We start from the raw sequence: 15,501 nt of genomic DNA, 5'->3' as shown, positions 1-15,501 counted from the left end.
GTTTAGACCTTCTCGATATAGGTCTTCACGTAGTTGTCCAGATTCTCAAGATCCTCCTTCGTCTTTGCCAACGTGCTTAATGTGCGTTTCGTCACGTCGGGGCAATCTTTCAATGTTTGCTGTGGTTTCACCCCCCATGCTTGGAGGGCCTGTACCCAGTTGATCAGTTCAGCGGTTGAGGGCGGCTTACGGAGGTCGAGATCCCCTTGAATACTGAAAAAGAGAGTGAGGACCGAATCCAGCAGGGGCGTAATTCCCTCGGTCCCTGCCTGTTCTGGGACTCGTATTCGAACAATCTCGGCTAGACGATCTTTTGACGGGAAATCGATGTGAAAATAGACGCATCGACGGAGAAATGCATCGGGAAGATTTTTTTCAGAGTTACTCGTCAGAACCACGATAGGTCGAAGGGACCTGTCGGCAATCACTGGAGCATTACCGAGTTCCGGTATGCAGAACATCATGTTTTCAACCTCATTCAGCAAGTCATTGGGAAAATCTCTTGGTGCCTTGTCCACTTCATCAATGAGTACGACGCTACGCACCTTCTTGCCGGTATGGACAAATCCCGGCGGAAGAAGGGACTGTATGTCCATATCTTCTGGATCGCGGGAGAACAGCATGGCGCGACCGAGCGCGTTATACGTGATGTAGTCTAAGTTGGTATGGTTGGCCCCGGCTTTGACATTGGCGGCATGGAAGCGGCTCAAAGTATCAAATGTGTAAAAGAGGTCTCGCGCCGTGCTGGTGGACTTCGTATCGAACCGTAGGGGAGTGCCTAGCCCTAACTCCCACGCTACCCGATAGGCGAGCTGCGTTTTGCCTGTACCGGGTGCTCCGGTGACCAACAATGGCTGGCTGAGGAGGAGTGCGACGTTGACCGCATCGACGAGTGCCTGGTCCATGAGATAGCCCGCCGGGTCAAGATAATGCTCGCGATCAGGCGTGGGCACATCCACTGGACGCTGGGGTCGCTCTTTAGCTTTGCCGTCGATGAAGGGAAACTTCATCAGGCCTCCTTGAAGGGGGGATCTGTCCTCCGATCAGTTGGAGCATCTTTTCATACGCCTCTTCGAACCTAAGACTCCTGCGGTCCTCAAAGAATCGCTCGATGTTCATGAAGGCTTTGGGATGAACGTGACGACGCACCTCTTCTCGGTCAACCCAGCGTTCGACGTCATTCTGTGTGATCGGTAGGAGCGTCGGTAGCTCGATGAAACGAACCGTCTTCGAGTTCTCCCCATAGATATGTCGGCAATGATCGAGATCTGCCTTGAAGACGTTGTCTTCATCGATATGATACGACGATGAAAAGAGACCTGTCAGCTGCCGAACTATGGATTTGCCGGCCTGGCGGCTGCCATACTTCAGACAGATTAGAAAGCCTAAAAAGGTCCCTTCTAGGGTATCAGGCAATTCTGCCACGTACTCGCAAACTCGCTGCACGAACGTGCATTTCTCCTGCTCATACTCCGATGAATTGACAGTAAACACAATGATCAGTGCGCTGAGTCTCTTATTGCGCATATATCGGACCAGCATCCCATTGTCGTCGGTATAGTCCTTCAATTTTGGAGCCAGCCGTGAACGCAGATCCTTTGAAAATTCCTCGAGCGTTTGAGTGCCGGAAATGGATTCAGAGATCCGAAGGATTTCTCGAAAGGGTCCCATGTTGAATTTGGTCAACCACTCCAGCGCTGAACGTGATCTAACCCGCTCGATATAATGATAATGCCCGTCGAATTTGTGACCCTTGAGCGCGATGACGAGAGGTCTTCTTAGCCGGGCAGTGAGGTGAGTGGACACCTGATCAGTTAGCGTCTTATCTTGAGGGTCGCGATTGCAGAGGCAAGGGAGTTGTTCCGGCAGGAGCCCGGTAGGATCTCCTGCATACGAGCGGACAACAGAAGCTATCCACTGTGACACGTCATCTTTAACGCCGAGGCGCAGCTCATCGAGCGTATCAAATCGGCGAACGGTCAACCCTCCCCGCACATTATTGACCTCGGATAGAAAGTCGATCAGTTTCGCGTCTCGCTCTGAGATGTTGGCTTGCTTTTCGTATATAAAACACGGTTTGCGCAATGTCCGCGCTTCCTCGAACTCCTGGATGGTGTACTGACCGTATCCCTTCCAGAAGATACCGATATACAGGTCTGCCTTGTGAAGCTCGTTCGAGAACGTGTGTTGAGCGGTAGTAGGACGAGCTCCGGCGTCGTTTTCGTAAACGAAGGGTGATAGATATACTTCTTCGAGAGCTTGGCGGACTGCTTTACGTTCATCCGCCAATTCTTGCATGCGGGAGCTGAGAAATACACGAAGCCGCTTTGAGAGCATAGTAGCAAACCCAGGGCTTACGCGTTTACGAAGGGTATTCCAAGTGTAACTGCGGGTCAAGTCACATGATTGATTCCATTTACATTTATACCAGTATTCTCGCTTCTCGACAGACGGCTCTTCTCCCCTTCAGTCAGGAATCATCTGGGTTGTCCATTGGGGAGCGGACCCAATGGGCGCTCCTATCTCATCGATCCTCTGTCGGTTTTTACTACCTGTCCGTGGCTTGTCCGTGATTCGTTGATGCCTGTTCGGAAGCTCGGCCGGCTGCTTCGGTTCTAGTAAATCAGCTGGAAGCAAGGCAAGGCGATGTACAGATTTTGACGACCATGAAGAGATGGTTACGGACGATCATCCGCAAGGTAAGAGGAATTGAGATTCTCGTGAGCCGTGTAGGGATCGAGCCTGGGGCCAATTGATTAAGAGTCCTGCCGGATCCCTGCCTGACCTGACCTATTCCGAGGAATCAGAGACCAATAACAGCGACGAGTACTAGCCTATTGCCTTCCTAGATCGGCATAGGTCATGGTGCTTTGGTACCATCTTGGCACCGCCTTGCATGGAGCATATAAGCGCAGGTCAGCAGTATTGATGACTCAAAGCGGGTGATGATGTGCTGATTTTCATTGATGAGTCTGGCTCCTTTGTGGTTCCGACCCACGGGAAATGGTCTGTTTGCTGTGTGGCTGCTCTTGTGATTCCAGGCGCCAGTTATTCGCTGATTATTGATGAATTCGAAACACTGAAGAAAGAATGGGGTGTGATCGGCAAAGAAATCAAGGGAAGAGATTTGCACGAGAATGAAATCGTAAGCATGATCAGGCTATTGAACAAGTTCGACGTGATTCTTGAAGTTGTTGCCATTGATATGGGGCTACAGACTCGCTCAGGGATCTCAGCTCATAAATTAAGGCAGGCCGAAAGAATCATGGAAAATCTAACTCCGGCTCACAGACCGGAATTGATTAATTCGCTGAAAGAGTTACAGGCCCGTATCAGATCTTTGCCCGATCAATTGTACACGCAGGCAACGCTTATGACTTGTTTAGTAAGGAAGCTACTGCAGGATGTGACTTTATATTATGCGCAACGACAGCCAAAGGAATTGGACGTTTTTGAATGGATCATTGATGCAAAGGACAAGAAGGCGCTCACGGAGTATGAAACTTTGTGGTGTGGTACCGTAAAGCCATATCTTGAGGGAAACTCTCCGCCTTTGTATCGTCTACGCGGAGCTGACTACAGCTATTTTTACAAGTTCACTGGAACAAGGAAGAAGCCGCCTAGACACCTCAGGGGCAGATTCAAAAGCGAGCCTTTTGACTACATCAGGATAGATAAGATTATGAAAAATATTTGCTTTCAGCCGTCTGAAAATGAGCCGGGTCTTCAACTCGTAGATATCGTATGCAATGCCTGTAAACGAGCCCTGAACGGCAAACTTAACGCTACCGGGTGGGAATTTCTCGGATGTTTGATAGTGCAGGCTCAAAAGGGTCAACAGGAAATCCCCTTGGTAGATTTGTCGCATCATGGTCGTATCCCCATAGACAGTAACCAGCCCTATTTCCACGTGCTACAGGCGATCAAACGCATACGGAAACAAATGCTCGTATGAGAACTTACAGACTTCACTGCCGAACGATCTGATAGCCGCTGATTGCCTGTCAGATACTGCTCCTTAACAGCTAGACCGACTCCTGCACCATGCCACAGCGTTAAACATCAAGGGCGAGAGTTATCGACTCAGGGAAAAGAAGAAGGCGGGGCTCTTCAGCCGACGGCCAGCCGCCGTGTCGGCGGAGGTGACAACCGATGCGTCGGTCTGACCCGACGGCGTGGACAATTTCATCGCGGTGAAAAGTGGACATCCCACATCGGTGATTTGTGGACAACCAACTTCAGTCTTGACAATCGGAAAGTTATTTGGAATCGGCGGGATCGGATCCTGAATCCAGAAACCAAGCGGCGGGTGCCAAAGATGCGGCCGCACGGAGATGGCGGGTCACTATGCAGGGCTGCTGAACTTGGGGGCGGGCGGAAAGCTAAATAATGTGGTTGCGGGGGAAGGATTTGAACCTTCGACCTTTGGGTTATGAGCCCAACGAGCTACCAGGCTGCTCCACCCCGCGGTCGGATGCTAACAAACGACGGAAAGCCAAGTCAAGAAAACTGCGCGTGAAGTTGCTTTCGTCCCGGCGGAATGCTAAAGCGGACCATGCGCATCATCTTTATGGGCACGCCTGCCTTCGCGGTACCGTCACTGGAAGCGCTGTTGAAATCGGAGGACCAGGTCGTGGGCGTGGTGACGCAGCCCGACCGGCCGAAAGGCCGCGGGCAGGAAGTCACTTTGTCACCGATCAAGTTGGTGTGCCAACGGGAAAACATTCCAGTTCTGCAGCCGGCCAAGATGAAGGACCCCGCGTTTCTTGACGCGCTGCGCGCTTGGCAAGCGGATTTCATTGCGGTAGCGGCGTTCGGTCGAATCCTGCCGTCTGTGATTTTGACCATGCCGCCACGCGGCTGCATCAATGTGCACGGCTCCCTCCTGCCTAAGTTTCGCGGCGCCGGACCCATTCAATGGGCGATTCTCACCGGAGAAACGGAAACCGGGATCACGACCATGTTGATGGATGAAGGCATGGACACCGGAGCGGTGTTACTGCAGGAGCGGATGCGGATTCTCCTTGACGATACAGCCGGGTCATTATCGACCAGATTGGCCGATGTGGGCGGGCGGTTGCTGGTTGAGACGATCGCCCGACTCAAGGCCGGAACGCTTGTGCCGGTGGCACAGGATCATACGCAGGCGACGCTGGCGCCATTGCTTAAAAAAGAAGATGGAGTCATCGATTGGACCACGTCCGCCGTGGAGATTGAACGGCGCATTCGTGGATTGTCTCCATGGCCCGGCGCATTTACGTTTGCGGGCGAGGAACGGTGGACGATCTGGCGGGCGGCCGTGACCGACTCAGTCCCGGGGATTCGACCCGGCCATGTGATTTCCGCCGGGAAAGAGGGCATTTCAGTGGCGACCGGACAAGGCGCCCTCTTGATCACGGAACTGCAACCGGCCAATAGCCGGCGCATGGCGACGGCGCAATACCTCGCGGGCCATAAGATTTCTACCGGCGCGCGTCTCGGGCCCATCGTCCAGGAGGCGACTCAATAGAGCCGCAGAGAGAGCCGCAGGGCCGCGCCGCCCGGCAATTGCCTCCGGCTCCCGCCTCGTGTCACGATCTCCATATGGCATCGGCACAGTCAATAGTCCGATCCGCTCAATCCTCCGCACGCATGGCCGCTCTTCGCATTCTCTTGTCTACGGATGAGACGGGCCTCCTGACGGACGACATACTGGAGCGATTCATCGCCGAGTCCCGCCTCGACGTCCGCGATCGAGCGCTGGCCGTCCATCTGGTTCATGGCGTGGAGCGATATCGGGCCACGCTCGATTGGCGACTTGGTTCCGTGACGGATCGGCCGCTTCGCCGTCTGCCCCTTCTCGTCCAGATGTCGCTGCGGCTCGGCGCTTACCAGATCATCTATATGACGAAAATCCCGCCGTCTGCCGCGGTGAATGAATCGGTCCGGCTGATCAAGGCAGTGGGGAAAAAACTTGGCCGGGATTGGAGCGGATTCGTCAATGCGGTCCTGCGGTCATTGAGCCGCAATCCGCCTCCTGACTGGCCTGATATTCATCGAGATTCGGTTCACGCACTGGCCGTCCGATACTCCTGTCCGACATGGCTCGTCCAGCGGTGGATCGAGCGTCTCGGGCGGACTCAGGCCGAAGTGTGGTGCCGCGCGTCATTGGAAGCGCCTCCGCTGACCTTGAGGGTCAATAGTCTCCGCACTACACGGGAAGCGCTGCTGGATCGGCTCCTCCAAGCCGGTTGTCTGGTGAAGCCGACGCCGGTCAGCCCCTATGGGTTGTCTGTGGATAGCCGGCAAACGATCGAATCCTTGCCGATGTTCCGCGAAGGCTGGTTCTACGTCGAGGATGAAGCCGCGCAACTCGTTCCGTTGCTGCTCGATCCTCAACCGGGTGAGCGAATCCTGGATGCTTGTGCCGCGCCTGGAGGGAAGACGACCCATCTAGCTGCGCTCATGAAGAACCAAGGTGAAGTGATTGCGGTCGACCGGAATGAATCGCGATTGCAGCTGATCAGCGAAAACTGCGGCCGTCTCGGCATCTCGATCGTGAAACCGATGCCGGGCGATATGATGGCCGAAGCGGCCGTGCCCGGCATCAATGTCGGGCTCCAGCCGCTGTCACAGAGCGGGATTGTGTGTGATTCGCAGTTTGATCGCATCCTCTTGGACGCGCCCTGCAGCGGGCTCGGCGTGCTTCGCCGACATCCCGAAGGCAAATGGCTCAAAGAGGCGACGTCGCCCGCAGCCCACCATGAGGTTCAATATCAGCTGCTCGAGAGGGTGAGCGCTCTCTTGCGACCCGGCGGGTGCTTGGTCTATAGTGCCTGCTCGACGGAACCGGAGGAGAGTGAGCAGGTTATCGACCGGTTCTGTCGCGCCCATCACGAATTTCGCCGTGAGCACCTCGGGCCTCGGTTGCCCTCGGTCGGTCTGCCGCTCATAACACCGCGAGGAGATCTTTCCACGATGGGCAATATCTTTTCCATGGATGGATTTTATGCGGCCCGACTGCGAAAGGAACGATGATGGAGGCCAGGCCGGTCCACATTGCCCCCTCTATTCTTTCCGCTGATTTCGCGCGTCTTGCCGATGAAGTCGGTTTGGTGGAGCGGGGTGGGGCGGATCTGTTGCACGTCGATGTCATGGACGGCCACTTTGTGCCGAATTTGACCGTCGGACCCTTGGTCGTTGAAGCGTTACGTAAGGTGACGAAGCTGCCGCTGGATTGCCATCTCATGATCACGAACCCCGATCAGTACATTGCTGACTTTGCGGAGGCTGGCGCGGATTACCTCACGGTGCACGTCGAAGCCTGCCCGCATCTTCATCGGACGGTTCAATCCATTAAAGAGCGTGGAGTCAAAGCGGGAGTCACGTTGAACCCGGCCACATCCTTGATGGCGCTTGAAGAAATCGTGGGCGACGTAGACTTGGTCTTGATCATGTCGGTCAATCCCGGTTTCGGGGGCCAGGCGTTTATTCCCTCGTCGTTGCGTAAGATTGAGAGGGCACGTCAATTGATCGAACAGGCGCGGAGTCAGGCCCTGTTGGAAGTCGATGGGGGGATCAAGCCGGACAATGCTTCGACAGTCATTGAAGCGGGCGCAGACATTCTTGTCGCGGGATCGGCGGTCTTTTGCGGGAATGATTATGCGGCTACCATCCGCTCGCTGAGAGGCGGCCACAACGGTCCGAAGGCGCCCCGGTCTTCCGCCCCGGCATCCGCCCACCAATGAGCGAGGCAGAGTGCGCATATCGTCGCTGATCGACAGTCTCCATCCTCTCGAAATCAAAGTCCTCACGTCCTTGGGCTCACGTCCGTCTGCCGCCTCCGTCGATGAGTTGTCCGAAGCATCCGGCCTTGAACCGTCCCAGCTCAGCATGGCCGTCGAATGGCTGCTGGCGAAGGCGCTTATTCAGATTGAATCGGAAACGGTGACGCAGTCGGTTTCACTGACCAAGGTCGGCGAGGCCTATGCCGGATCGAAGGCCCCGATTGAACGAGTGTTGGACGCGGCGCGCGATGCCGGCCACACCGGCAATCGGCTGACGCTTCAAGATATCCAGAGCAAAGAAGGATTCGAGCCGGGCGATATCAGCGGCGCGGTAGGCGTACTTAAAAAGGAAGGGGCGATTCTGATCGTCCAAGGGGGGTGCCTCGAGGCCACGGGACGGCCCAGTCCGACCGCCGAGACCATCCGCACGCTCTTGCAGGAGTTGCAGGCGGCGCCTCGCGATCTTCAAACGTATTCCGAGGCGATCCGCAAGGTGATTCAGCAACATGCGGTTCGGCGGGGGAACACGCGCGAGCCGTTTCGTATCGATGAACGCGTCATGCGCATGGTTGCGCTGACGGGGGAAGGCCAAGCGGCCGTGCAGCGGCTTGCTCAGCAAAGGACCGAAGATGAAGTGTCTCAACTGACACCGGATCTTTTGAAAGAAGGGGCTTGGCGAACCAGGCGGTTCCGCCAATACACGATCAGTTTGCGGGCGCCGCGGATCGCCGCGGGGAAACGCCATCCCTACCGAGAATTTCTGGACAGCGTGAAGTATAAGCTCGTCAGCATGGGCTTTCAGGAAATGCGAGGGCAGTTGGTCGAAACAGAGTTCTGGAACATGGATGCGCTGTTCATGCCGCAATTCCATCCCGCGCGGGACATTCACGATGTCTACTTCGTGAAACAACCGACCCATGCGCGTCAGATCGCGGGGCCGTACCTGGCTCGGGTGGCACAGGTGCATGAAAACGGCGATGAGGTCGGATCCACCGGCTGGGGCTATCGATTCGATATCGAGCGCGCCAAACGGCTGGTGTTGCGGAGCCAAGGCACGGCGGTTTCGGCTCATACGCTGGCTGCGGCGCCGGATGTACCGGGCAAGTATTTTTCCATTGCCCGCTGTTTTCGATACGATCAAGTGGACGCGACCCATGCCACGGATTTTTTTCAGGTGGAAGGCATCGTGCTCGGCTCGGACATCAATTTCAGGACCCTCCTGGGATTACTGAATTTATTTGCCCGCGAGGTCGCCCAGGCGAAAGAGGTAAAATTTGTTCCGGCCTATTTTCCGTTCACCGAGCCCTCGGTCGAACTCCACGTGAAGCATCCTCAGTTGGGGTGGATGGAATTGGGAGGCGCCGGTCTTTTCAGGCCCGAGGTCACGTTGCCGCTTGGGGTGGATGTGCCGGTTATCGCCTGGGGGCTCGGTTTGGATCGCATGGCCATGATCGCGCTGGGCATCCATGACATTCGCGAGCTGTTTACGACCGATTTGGATTTCATTCGAACCATGAGAAGGCGATTCTAGCCGCACCGTTATGCCGACCATTACCGTACACCGCCAGGATCTTGAAGCGCTCATAGCCGCCGGAGGCGGCCCTCCGGAACCGCCCACTCTTGAGCAGGTGGAAGCCTGGCTGGCACTCGTCAAAGGTGAACTCAAGGGACATAATCCGGACACCGGCGAATTACGCATCGAATTGCAGGACAGCAACCGGCCCGACCTGTGGTGCTGTGAAGGCATCGCCCGGCAGATTCGGATCAAGTGCCAAGGCGAGCCGAGCTTCTATGCGTGGTCCAACGAGCGTCCGGAGGGAACGATTCCCCGCCTCGATGTGATGCCTGGGCTGGAAGCAATGCGGCCCTATGTCGCCGCCTGCATCGCCGTCGGCCATCGGATCACCGGCGAGGGACTGACGCAGCTCATCCAGACACAGGAAAAACTCGCGGATATTTTCGGCCGCAAGCGGCGGACCGTCTCAATCGGCCTCTATCGCTTGCCGCGGATAACCTTTCCGGTCACATACGGTCTCGTGGCGCCGGACGAATTTCGTTTTACCCCGTTGGGCATGGATACCATGATGACGCCGGCGGAAATCCTTATGGTCCATCCCAAAGGATTGGAGTACGGGAGCATTCTCGCGGGACATGACCGTGTGCCCTTGCTGCGGGACGCAAAAGGACTGGTGCTGTCTTTCCCACCCATCATCAACAGCCGGGACGTGGGAGAAGTCCAGGTCGGCGACAGCGAGTTGTTCGTCGAAGTGACCGGCACCGACATCCGAATGGTGGTGTTGACGCTCAATATCCTGGCAGCCAATCTGGCGGATCGTGGGGCGGCCGTGACGCCGGTTGCCATTCACTATCCGGCCGATACCGAACTGGGACGGATCTGCGTGACGCCGATGACCTTTGCCGAGCCCAGAACCATTCCGCTTACCGTGATTGAAGCAGCCCTGGGAGAACCGCTCGGCATGCAGGCGATCTCCAGTTCACTGACCAGTTATGGATATGAAGTGAAGGCCGACGAGGAAGCGGTCACGGTGCAGTTGCCACTCTATCGGAATGATTTTCTCCATGCCGTGGACGTCGTCGAGGATGTGGCGATCAGCCGGGGTTATGGCACTTTTGCGCCGGTCATGCCAGCACAATTTACGGTCGGGAATTTGTCCAGGGTGGAGCAGTTAGCGGATCGGGTCAGGGATCTCATGGTCGGGATGGAGTTTCAGGAAATCATGGCTAACATCATGGGGTCGCGGGGCGATCTCTGCGGGCGGATGAGAGTCGAAGGCACAGCATGGGGACGCGTGGTCGAAGTCGATAATGTGATGTCGCAGAGCTACGCCTGCTTGCGGCAATGGGTGATGCCGTCTCTTCTACATGTCGAAGCCGCATCGAGCCGCGCGTTCTATCCCCATCGTCTGTTCGAAGTCGGAGAGGTCGCCATTCCTGATGAAGGAGCGGACGTGGGGTCCCGGACCGTGACGGCGCTCGGCGCGCTCATCGCCCATGCCCAAGCCCACTTTTCCGAGCTGCATTCATGCCTTGATTTGCTGCTGTATTATTTAAATTGCCCCTATGAGTTACGCGCGCTGGATCATCCGACCTTTTTGAGCGGCCGGGCAGGCTCAATCGTATCCGACGGAAAGGCGGTGGGGCTGCTTGGAGAGATTCATCCCGAGGTGCTTGAACAATGGCAGATCGGGATGCCCGCCGTCGCGTTGGAATTGGACCTTCAGCGGCTGCTCAAAATTCTCTGACCGGCGGCACCGGCCCGACTCCCACGCAACGCAAGCAACACCCGGATATCTATGCGGACGGCAAGAGGGCTATTTGGCGGCGGCAGCCAACTGTTCCTTCGCCATTCCAACGAGCCGTTCGAATCCGGCGCTGTCGCGAATGGCCATATCGGACAGGACCCGCCGGTCCAGCAGGATATTGGCTTTGCGCAATGCGCTGATGAACCGGCTGTACGCGAGGCCGTGCGGGCGGGTGGCGGCGCTGATGCGCGCGATCCACAATTGCCGGAAATCCCGCTTGCGATGCTTCCGCCCGACATAAGCGTAGGCTTGTCCCTTATCGACCGATTCAGTCGCGGTACGGAACAACCGGCTTTTGGCGCCATACTGACCCTTCGCTAATTTCAACCGCTTTTTTCTCCGGGCACGGGACTTGGGTCCACCTTTTACACGAGGCATAACATGTGACTCCTTTCCACACCGATGACGTGAATATCCAACCTATCCGTTCGGCAGCAGTCGGTTGACGGCCAGCGTCATGGTGGAGGGGACGGCAGCCGTTCCGCTTAACCGGCGCTTTCGATCTCTTCCCTTTCCGGTCAATAAATGCCGTTTGCCGCCTTTTTGTCGGACCAATTTGCCGGTCCCTGTCCGCCGAATCCGCTTACTCGTGCCGCTGTGAGTTTTAAGCTTCATTTTTCTATCCTTCCGTAAAATCCCGTCACTTTGGAGCTAAAATCATAATGAGATTTCGGCCTTCCATCCGGGGAGCGAATTCCACCGTTCCCGAATCCGACAACTGTTCGATTACGGTCGCCATCATCGTCCGACCCATTTCCTGATTGGCCATTTCCCGCCCCCGATAGGTCAGCGTGACCTTGGTCTTGTTTCCATCGGTCAAGAATCCTCTGATCTGGCGAATCTTGATCTCCAGGTCGTGCTTATCCGTCCGCGGCCGCAGTTTGATTTCCTTGACTTGCGTGGATTTCTGATGGCGGCGGCTTTGGTGGTCCTTTTTGCTCAGCTCATACTTATACTTACCATAGTCCATGATCCGGCACACCGGGGGCTGCGAGGTGGGCGCCACCTCGACCAGGTCATATCCCTGCTCTTGAGCCTTGGCAAACGCTTCGGCCGTCGGGATGATGCCCAATTGTTCGCCCTCGGGGCCGATGACACGGACCTCACGGATTCGGATTTCGCGATTCACTCGTAATTTGGGGACGATAGGCCACCTCTTGGTAATAAAGTTGAAGTTAGCGGTTGACGGAGGTGAGTTCGGTTCGCATGAAATCGATGAACCCTGAAATCGGCATGCTTCCATGGTTGGCGCCGCTGCGACCGCGAACGGAAACCGTCCCGCTTTGAACTTCCTTATCGCCGATGACGATCATATAGGGAATCTTCGATTTCTCCGCCTCTCGGATCTTAAACCCGATTTTCTCGTTTCGAAAGTCGGGTTCTACTCGGAAGCCTTGGCTCTTGAGGGCGCTCACGACGCCGGCCGCGACGTCCTGCTGTTTGTCTGTGATCGTCAGCACGACCGCCTGAACGGGTGCGAGCCACAAGGGAAAGGCCCCGGCGTAGTGCTCCAAGAGAATTCCGAAGAATCGCTCGATGGACCCCATCAAGGCCCGATGGATCATGATAGGGCGATGATGTTTGCCGTCCTCGCCCGTATAGGCCAGATCGAATCGCTCCGGATTGTTGAAGTCCACCTGCACGGTGGAACATTGCCATGATCGACCGAGGATATCTTTGATTTTGATATCGATCTTGGGTCCATAGAACACCCCTTCGCCGGGATCGACCTGGTAGGCCACTCCCCGGCTCTTGAGCGCGGCGTCCAAGGCGTCGGTTGCGATCGACCAGTTTTCATCCGAGCCCACGGACTTCTCGGGCCGTGTCGAGAGGAAGACCTCGAATTCGGTGAAGCCGAACGTCCGCAAGATGAAGAATGTGAAGTCCAAGACCCGGCTGACCTCCGCTTCGATCTGATCGGGACGGCAAAACAGGTGCGCATCGTCCTGTGTAAATCCCCGCACCCGCAACAGGCCGTGGAGCACCCCGGTCCGTTCATAGCGATACACCGTACCCAGTTCTCCGTATCGGATCGGAAGGTCGCGGTAGCTTCGAAGGTGCGATTTGTAGATCATGATGTGGAAGGGGCAGTTCATCGGCTTCAGTTGATACTCGCTACCTTCCAGTTTCATGGTCGCGAACATATTGTCGCGGTAATAATCCACATGGCCGCTCGTCTTCCAAAGATCCAACCGGGCCACATGGGGGCTATAGACTAATTCATACCCATCCTTGAGATGCTGCTCACGCCAGAAATTCTCGATCAGCAATCGGACGAGCGCGCCTTTCGGATGCCACAGCACCAGGCCGGGACCGATATCGTCCTGAATGGTGATCAGATCCAATTCCTTGCCCAGCTTGCGGTGATCCCGCCGTTTGATTTCCTCGAGCTTGGCGAGATGCGCGTCCAGTTCCCGTTGCGTGGGAAACGAGGTTCCATAGATGCGTTGCAGCATCGGGTTGCGTTCATCGCCGCGCCAATAGGCGCCGCCGGTACTTAATAACTTGAAAGCTCCCACGTGCCCGGTGGCCGGCAGATGTGGACCGCGGCAGAGATCGATGAAGTCGCCCTGCTTGTACAAGGAAATCGGTTGGTTGTCGTCGAAGCCCTGGATCATTTCGACTTTGTAGTGCTCCCCGCGGGACTCAAAGAAACGGATCGCGTCCTCTTTCGGCAGTTCTGTGCGCGTGATGCCGAGATCGCGTTTGATGATATCTTTCGCGCGTGCCTCTATGCTGGCCAGATCGTCCGGGGTAAAGGGACGGTCGAACGCGAAGTCGTAATAGAACCCTTCTTCCAGAGCCGGTCCGATAGTGAGCTGCGCTGTAGGGAAAACCTCTTTGACCGCCTGCGCCATAATATGGGTGCTGCTGTGGCGGTAGACATCCCGCCCCTCGGGCGAGGCGAAAGTCAACGGTTCGATGGCGGCATCTTCATGTAGGGGGCGCGATAGGTCACTGGGTACGCCGTTTACTTTAGCCGCGACAACATCGGGGCCGATCGGCACCCCGGCCTGGGCCAAGGCGTCGCCTACTGAACCGCCGGCTGGGACCTGTTTATGGGTTCCATCGGGAAGGGTAATGTGGATATGCTGAGCGGCCACTCAAGTATGTCCTAACGCAGAAAAACCTAACCCTTCCAATTGAATCCGTCGGCGGATAATTGGACGAATATCACAGGGGTATTGTTTAAGATTCAAATGGTAGGCGCGGACGGTCTTGAACCGTCGACCTCTACCGTGTCAAGGTAGCGCTCTCCCCCTGAGCTACGCGCCTATCGTCCGCGAATGCTAATACAGCCCTGACAAGGGTGTCAAGAAAACCAATGAGCAACCGATCGCGGACCGAAACCGCTGACGACGGCGCCCGCTCGAGGGCCCAAAACCGATGACTAGCTCGGACGACCTATTTCACCGCTGCCTTCAATTCTTTTCCCGCAGAAAATTTCGGGATCCGGGCAGCCGGGATCTTCAGCGCTTCTCCGGTGCGTGGGTTTCGCCCCATTCGAGCCCGTCGCTTTGCTACGGTAAACGTTCCAAAATTCACCAGGGTCACCCGATTGCCCTTCTTCAATGATGACGTGACGGCGCCGGTAAATGCCTCCAAGGCCGTGGTTGCAGCGACTTTGGTGATGCCCGCGGTATGAGCCATCTTGGCGATCAACTCCTCTTTGGTCATTGCATCCTCCTTTGGTTGAGAAGCGCGCGTGGAATCGCCTGGTGTTTCGCACCGGCTCCTGCGGGCGATCACCGCATCGCTCCGAGCGACCAACCGGTGCGGTCAATGGGTTTTAGACCGCTTGATCGGAATGCGAAGTTCCTGGATCTTTCTTCTCAGCGTGTTGCGATTTAATCCCAATAGTTCGGCCGCCTGGATTTGATTGCCTCGGGTCTCCTGCAGCGCCAACGCGATTAAGGGACGTTCGACCGCCGACATCAGTATGGGGTGAAGATTTCGCGCCGACCCGTTCCGCATGCCTTTCACGAAGTCTTCGACCTTGTGTTCCAGATACGTTTCCAGGCCAAGCGCTTGCTCGGCGCCGTTCGCCGATGCAGTTTTTTGAGGCTTGGTTGCCTGCAACAGCGCGGAGGTTCGTTTCAGCACCGGCCGGGATCCGGCCACAATCAAGGTCTGCGACGGATCGATCCCGTGCAACAGTTTGGAGAGATCGCCGTTGCGCATGTGAGGTCCGGTTTCAACTATCACGGCGTGCAGGCTACGCTTCATCACGTCTTTCTGCACGGAAGCCAGATCTTTCGCGCTAATGACTGTCGCGTCCCGGAAGACATCCTTGTACTGAGTCTGAATTTCTGGGTCTCCGGTAAGCAACAGCACAATGACGGGTGAAGTGCGCAATGACATGAGGGTACCAAACGAAGAAGAGGGCGGGATTATTGCCCAGCCATCAGAGG

Annotated in this window: 14 protein-coding genes, 2 tRNA genes and 1 pseudogene; 7 read left to right on the top strand and 10 right to left on the bottom strand. The window is 56.2% G+C overall.

The window, feature by feature from the left end; all coding sequences use genetic code 11:
* Positions 1–2: 2 nt before the first annotated feature.
* Positions 3–1,010: an AAA family ATPase gene (locus tag ACWGXE_RS20735; protein WP_447600036.1), complete on the bottom strand. Its 1,008-nt coding sequence runs from the start codon at positions 1,008–1,010 to the stop codon at positions 3–5.
* A complete protein-coding gene (locus ACWGXE_RS20730; RefSeq protein ID WP_447600035.1) occupies positions 979–2,337 on the bottom strand; it encodes a DUF4062 domain-containing protein in 1,359 nt (452 codons plus the stop codon). The genes ACWGXE_RS20735 and ACWGXE_RS20730 overlap by 32 nt, the downstream gene beginning before the upstream one ends.
* Before the next feature lie 613 nt (positions 2,338–2,950).
* Here ACWGXE_RS20730 and ACWGXE_RS20725 point away from each other — a divergent pair.
* The gene (locus tag ACWGXE_RS20725) at positions 2,951–3,955 is read left to right on the top strand and encodes a DUF3800 domain-containing protein (RefSeq protein WP_447600034.1); all 1,005 of its coding nucleotides are present in this window, start codon (positions 2,951–2,953) and stop codon (positions 3,953–3,955) included.
* Between the two features lie 70 nt (positions 3,956–4,025).
* A pseudogene (locus ACWGXE_RS20720) lies at positions 4,026–4,166 on the top strand (ATP-binding protein); the annotation flags it as partial.
* Between the two features lie 226 nt (positions 4,167–4,392).
* Here ACWGXE_RS20720 and ACWGXE_RS20715 read toward each other — a convergent pair.
* Positions 4,393–4,469, bottom strand: a tRNA-Met gene (locus ACWGXE_RS20715).
* A gap of 86 nt (positions 4,470–4,555) precedes the next feature.
* Between ACWGXE_RS20715 and fmt the strand changes: the two genes are divergently transcribed.
* From fmt to pheT, 5 genes are all read left to right on the top strand, one after another.
* Positions 4,556–5,509, top strand: coding sequence for a methionyl-tRNA formyltransferase (gene fmt, locus ACWGXE_RS20710; protein ID WP_447600033.1), 954 nt, complete (start codon positions 4,556–4,558; stop codon positions 5,507–5,509).
* A 74-nt stretch (positions 5,510–5,583) separates the two neighbouring features.
* Complete coding sequence (gene rsmB, locus ACWGXE_RS20705) at positions 5,584–7,017, top strand: 16S rRNA (cytosine(967)-C(5))-methyltransferase RsmB (RefSeq protein WP_447600032.1); 1,434 nt, start codon at positions 5,584–5,586, stop codon at positions 7,015–7,017.
* Complete coding sequence (gene rpe, locus ACWGXE_RS20700) at positions 7,017–7,727, top strand: ribulose-phosphate 3-epimerase (RefSeq protein ID WP_447603820.1); 711 nt, start codon at positions 7,017–7,019, stop codon at positions 7,725–7,727. The genes rsmB and rpe overlap by 1 nt, the downstream gene beginning before the upstream one ends.
* A 10-nt stretch (positions 7,728–7,737) precedes the next feature.
* On the top strand, positions 7,738–9,297 hold the full coding sequence (pheS, locus tag ACWGXE_RS20695) for a phenylalanine--tRNA ligase subunit alpha (RefSeq protein ID WP_447600031.1): 1,560 nt from the start codon (positions 7,738–7,740) through the stop codon (positions 9,295–9,297).
* A gap of 10 nt (positions 9,298–9,307) precedes the next feature.
* Entirely contained in the window at positions 9,308–11,029 is a 1,722-nt protein-coding gene (gene pheT / locus ACWGXE_RS20690; RefSeq protein WP_447600030.1) for a phenylalanine--tRNA ligase subunit beta, read from the top strand.
* A 69-nt stretch (positions 11,030–11,098) separates the two neighbouring features.
* Here the strand turns inward: pheT and rplT are convergent, their stop codons facing one another.
* From rplT to ACWGXE_RS20655, 7 genes are all read right to left on the bottom strand, one after another.
* Positions 11,099–11,467, bottom strand: coding sequence for a 50S ribosomal protein L20 (gene rplT, locus ACWGXE_RS20685; protein WP_447600029.1), 369 nt, complete (start codon positions 11,465–11,467; stop codon positions 11,099–11,101).
* A gap of 42 nt (positions 11,468–11,509) precedes the next feature.
* Positions 11,510–11,704 (bottom strand): 50S ribosomal protein L35, encoded by a 195-nt coding sequence (gene rpmI, locus ACWGXE_RS20680; RefSeq protein ID WP_447600028.1) that lies wholly within the window; start codon positions 11,702–11,704, stop codon positions 11,510–11,512.
* Positions 11,705–11,729: 25 nt separating this feature from the next.
* Positions 11,730–12,218 carry a translation initiation factor IF-3 gene (infC, locus tag ACWGXE_RS20675; RefSeq protein WP_447600027.1) on the bottom strand — a complete coding sequence of 163 codons (489 nt, stop codon included), beginning with the start codon at positions 12,216–12,218 and terminating at the stop codon, positions 11,730–11,732.
* Between the two features lie 46 nt (positions 12,219–12,264).
* A complete protein-coding gene (gene thrS, locus ACWGXE_RS20670; protein WP_447600026.1) occupies positions 12,265–14,193 on the bottom strand; it encodes a threonine--tRNA ligase in 1,929 nt (642 codons plus the stop codon).
* Between the two features lie 97 nt (positions 14,194–14,290).
* Positions 14,291–14,365 (bottom strand) — tRNA-Val (locus ACWGXE_RS20665).
* A 129-nt stretch (positions 14,366–14,494) separates the two neighbouring features.
* The gene (locus ACWGXE_RS20660) at positions 14,495–14,767 is read right to left on the bottom strand and encodes an HU family DNA-binding protein (protein ID WP_447600025.1); all 273 of its coding nucleotides are present in this window, start codon (positions 14,765–14,767) and stop codon (positions 14,495–14,497) included.
* Positions 14,768–14,869: 102 nt separating this feature from the next.
* A complete protein-coding gene (locus ACWGXE_RS20655; RefSeq protein ID WP_447600024.1) occupies positions 14,870–15,451 on the bottom strand; it encodes a helix-turn-helix domain-containing protein in 582 nt (193 codons plus the stop codon).
* Positions 15,452–15,501: the final 50 nt, after the last annotated feature.

It is taken from the genome of Nitrospira sp. Nam80, assembly GCF_965152575.1.
The sequence above is the reverse complement of the archived record's forward strand: the minus strand, read 5'-3'. Positions and strand labels throughout refer to the sequence as shown.

Coding starts and splice junctions, on each gene's coding strand:
- ACWGXE_RS20730 (WP_447600035.1), bottom strand. CDS start 2,337: ATGCTCTCAAAGCGGCTTCGTGTATTTCTCAGCTCCCGCATGCAAGAA.
- rsmB (WP_447600032.1), top strand. CDS start 5,584: ATGGCATCGGCACAGTCAATAGTCCGATCCGCTCAATCCTCCGCACGC.
- ACWGXE_RS20735 (WP_447600036.1), bottom strand. CDS start 1,010: ATGAAGTTTCCCTTCATCGACGGCAAAGCTAAAGAGCGACCCCAGCGT.
- rpmI (WP_447600028.1), bottom strand. CDS start 11,704: ATGAAGCTTAAAACTCACAGCGGCACGAGTAAGCGGATTCGGCGGACA.
- ACWGXE_RS20660 (WP_447600025.1), bottom strand. CDS start 14,767: ATGACCAAAGAGGAGTTGATCGCCAAGATGGCTCATACCGCGGGCATC.
- rplT (WP_447600029.1), bottom strand. CDS start 11,467: ATGCCTCGTGTAAAAGGTGGACCCAAGTCCCGTGCCCGGAGAAAAAAG.
- rpe (WP_447603820.1), top strand. CDS start 7,017: ATGGAGGCCAGGCCGGTCCACATTGCCCCCTCTATTCTTTCCGCTGAT.
- ACWGXE_RS20655 (WP_447600024.1), bottom strand. CDS start 15,451: ATGTCATTGCGCACTTCACCCGTCATTGTGCTGTTGCTTACCGGAGAC.
- pheT (WP_447600030.1), top strand. CDS start 9,308: ATGCCGACCATTACCGTACACCGCCAGGATCTTGAAGCGCTCATAGCC.
- fmt (WP_447600033.1), top strand. CDS start 4,556: ATGCGCATCATCTTTATGGGCACGCCTGCCTTCGCGGTACCGTCACTG.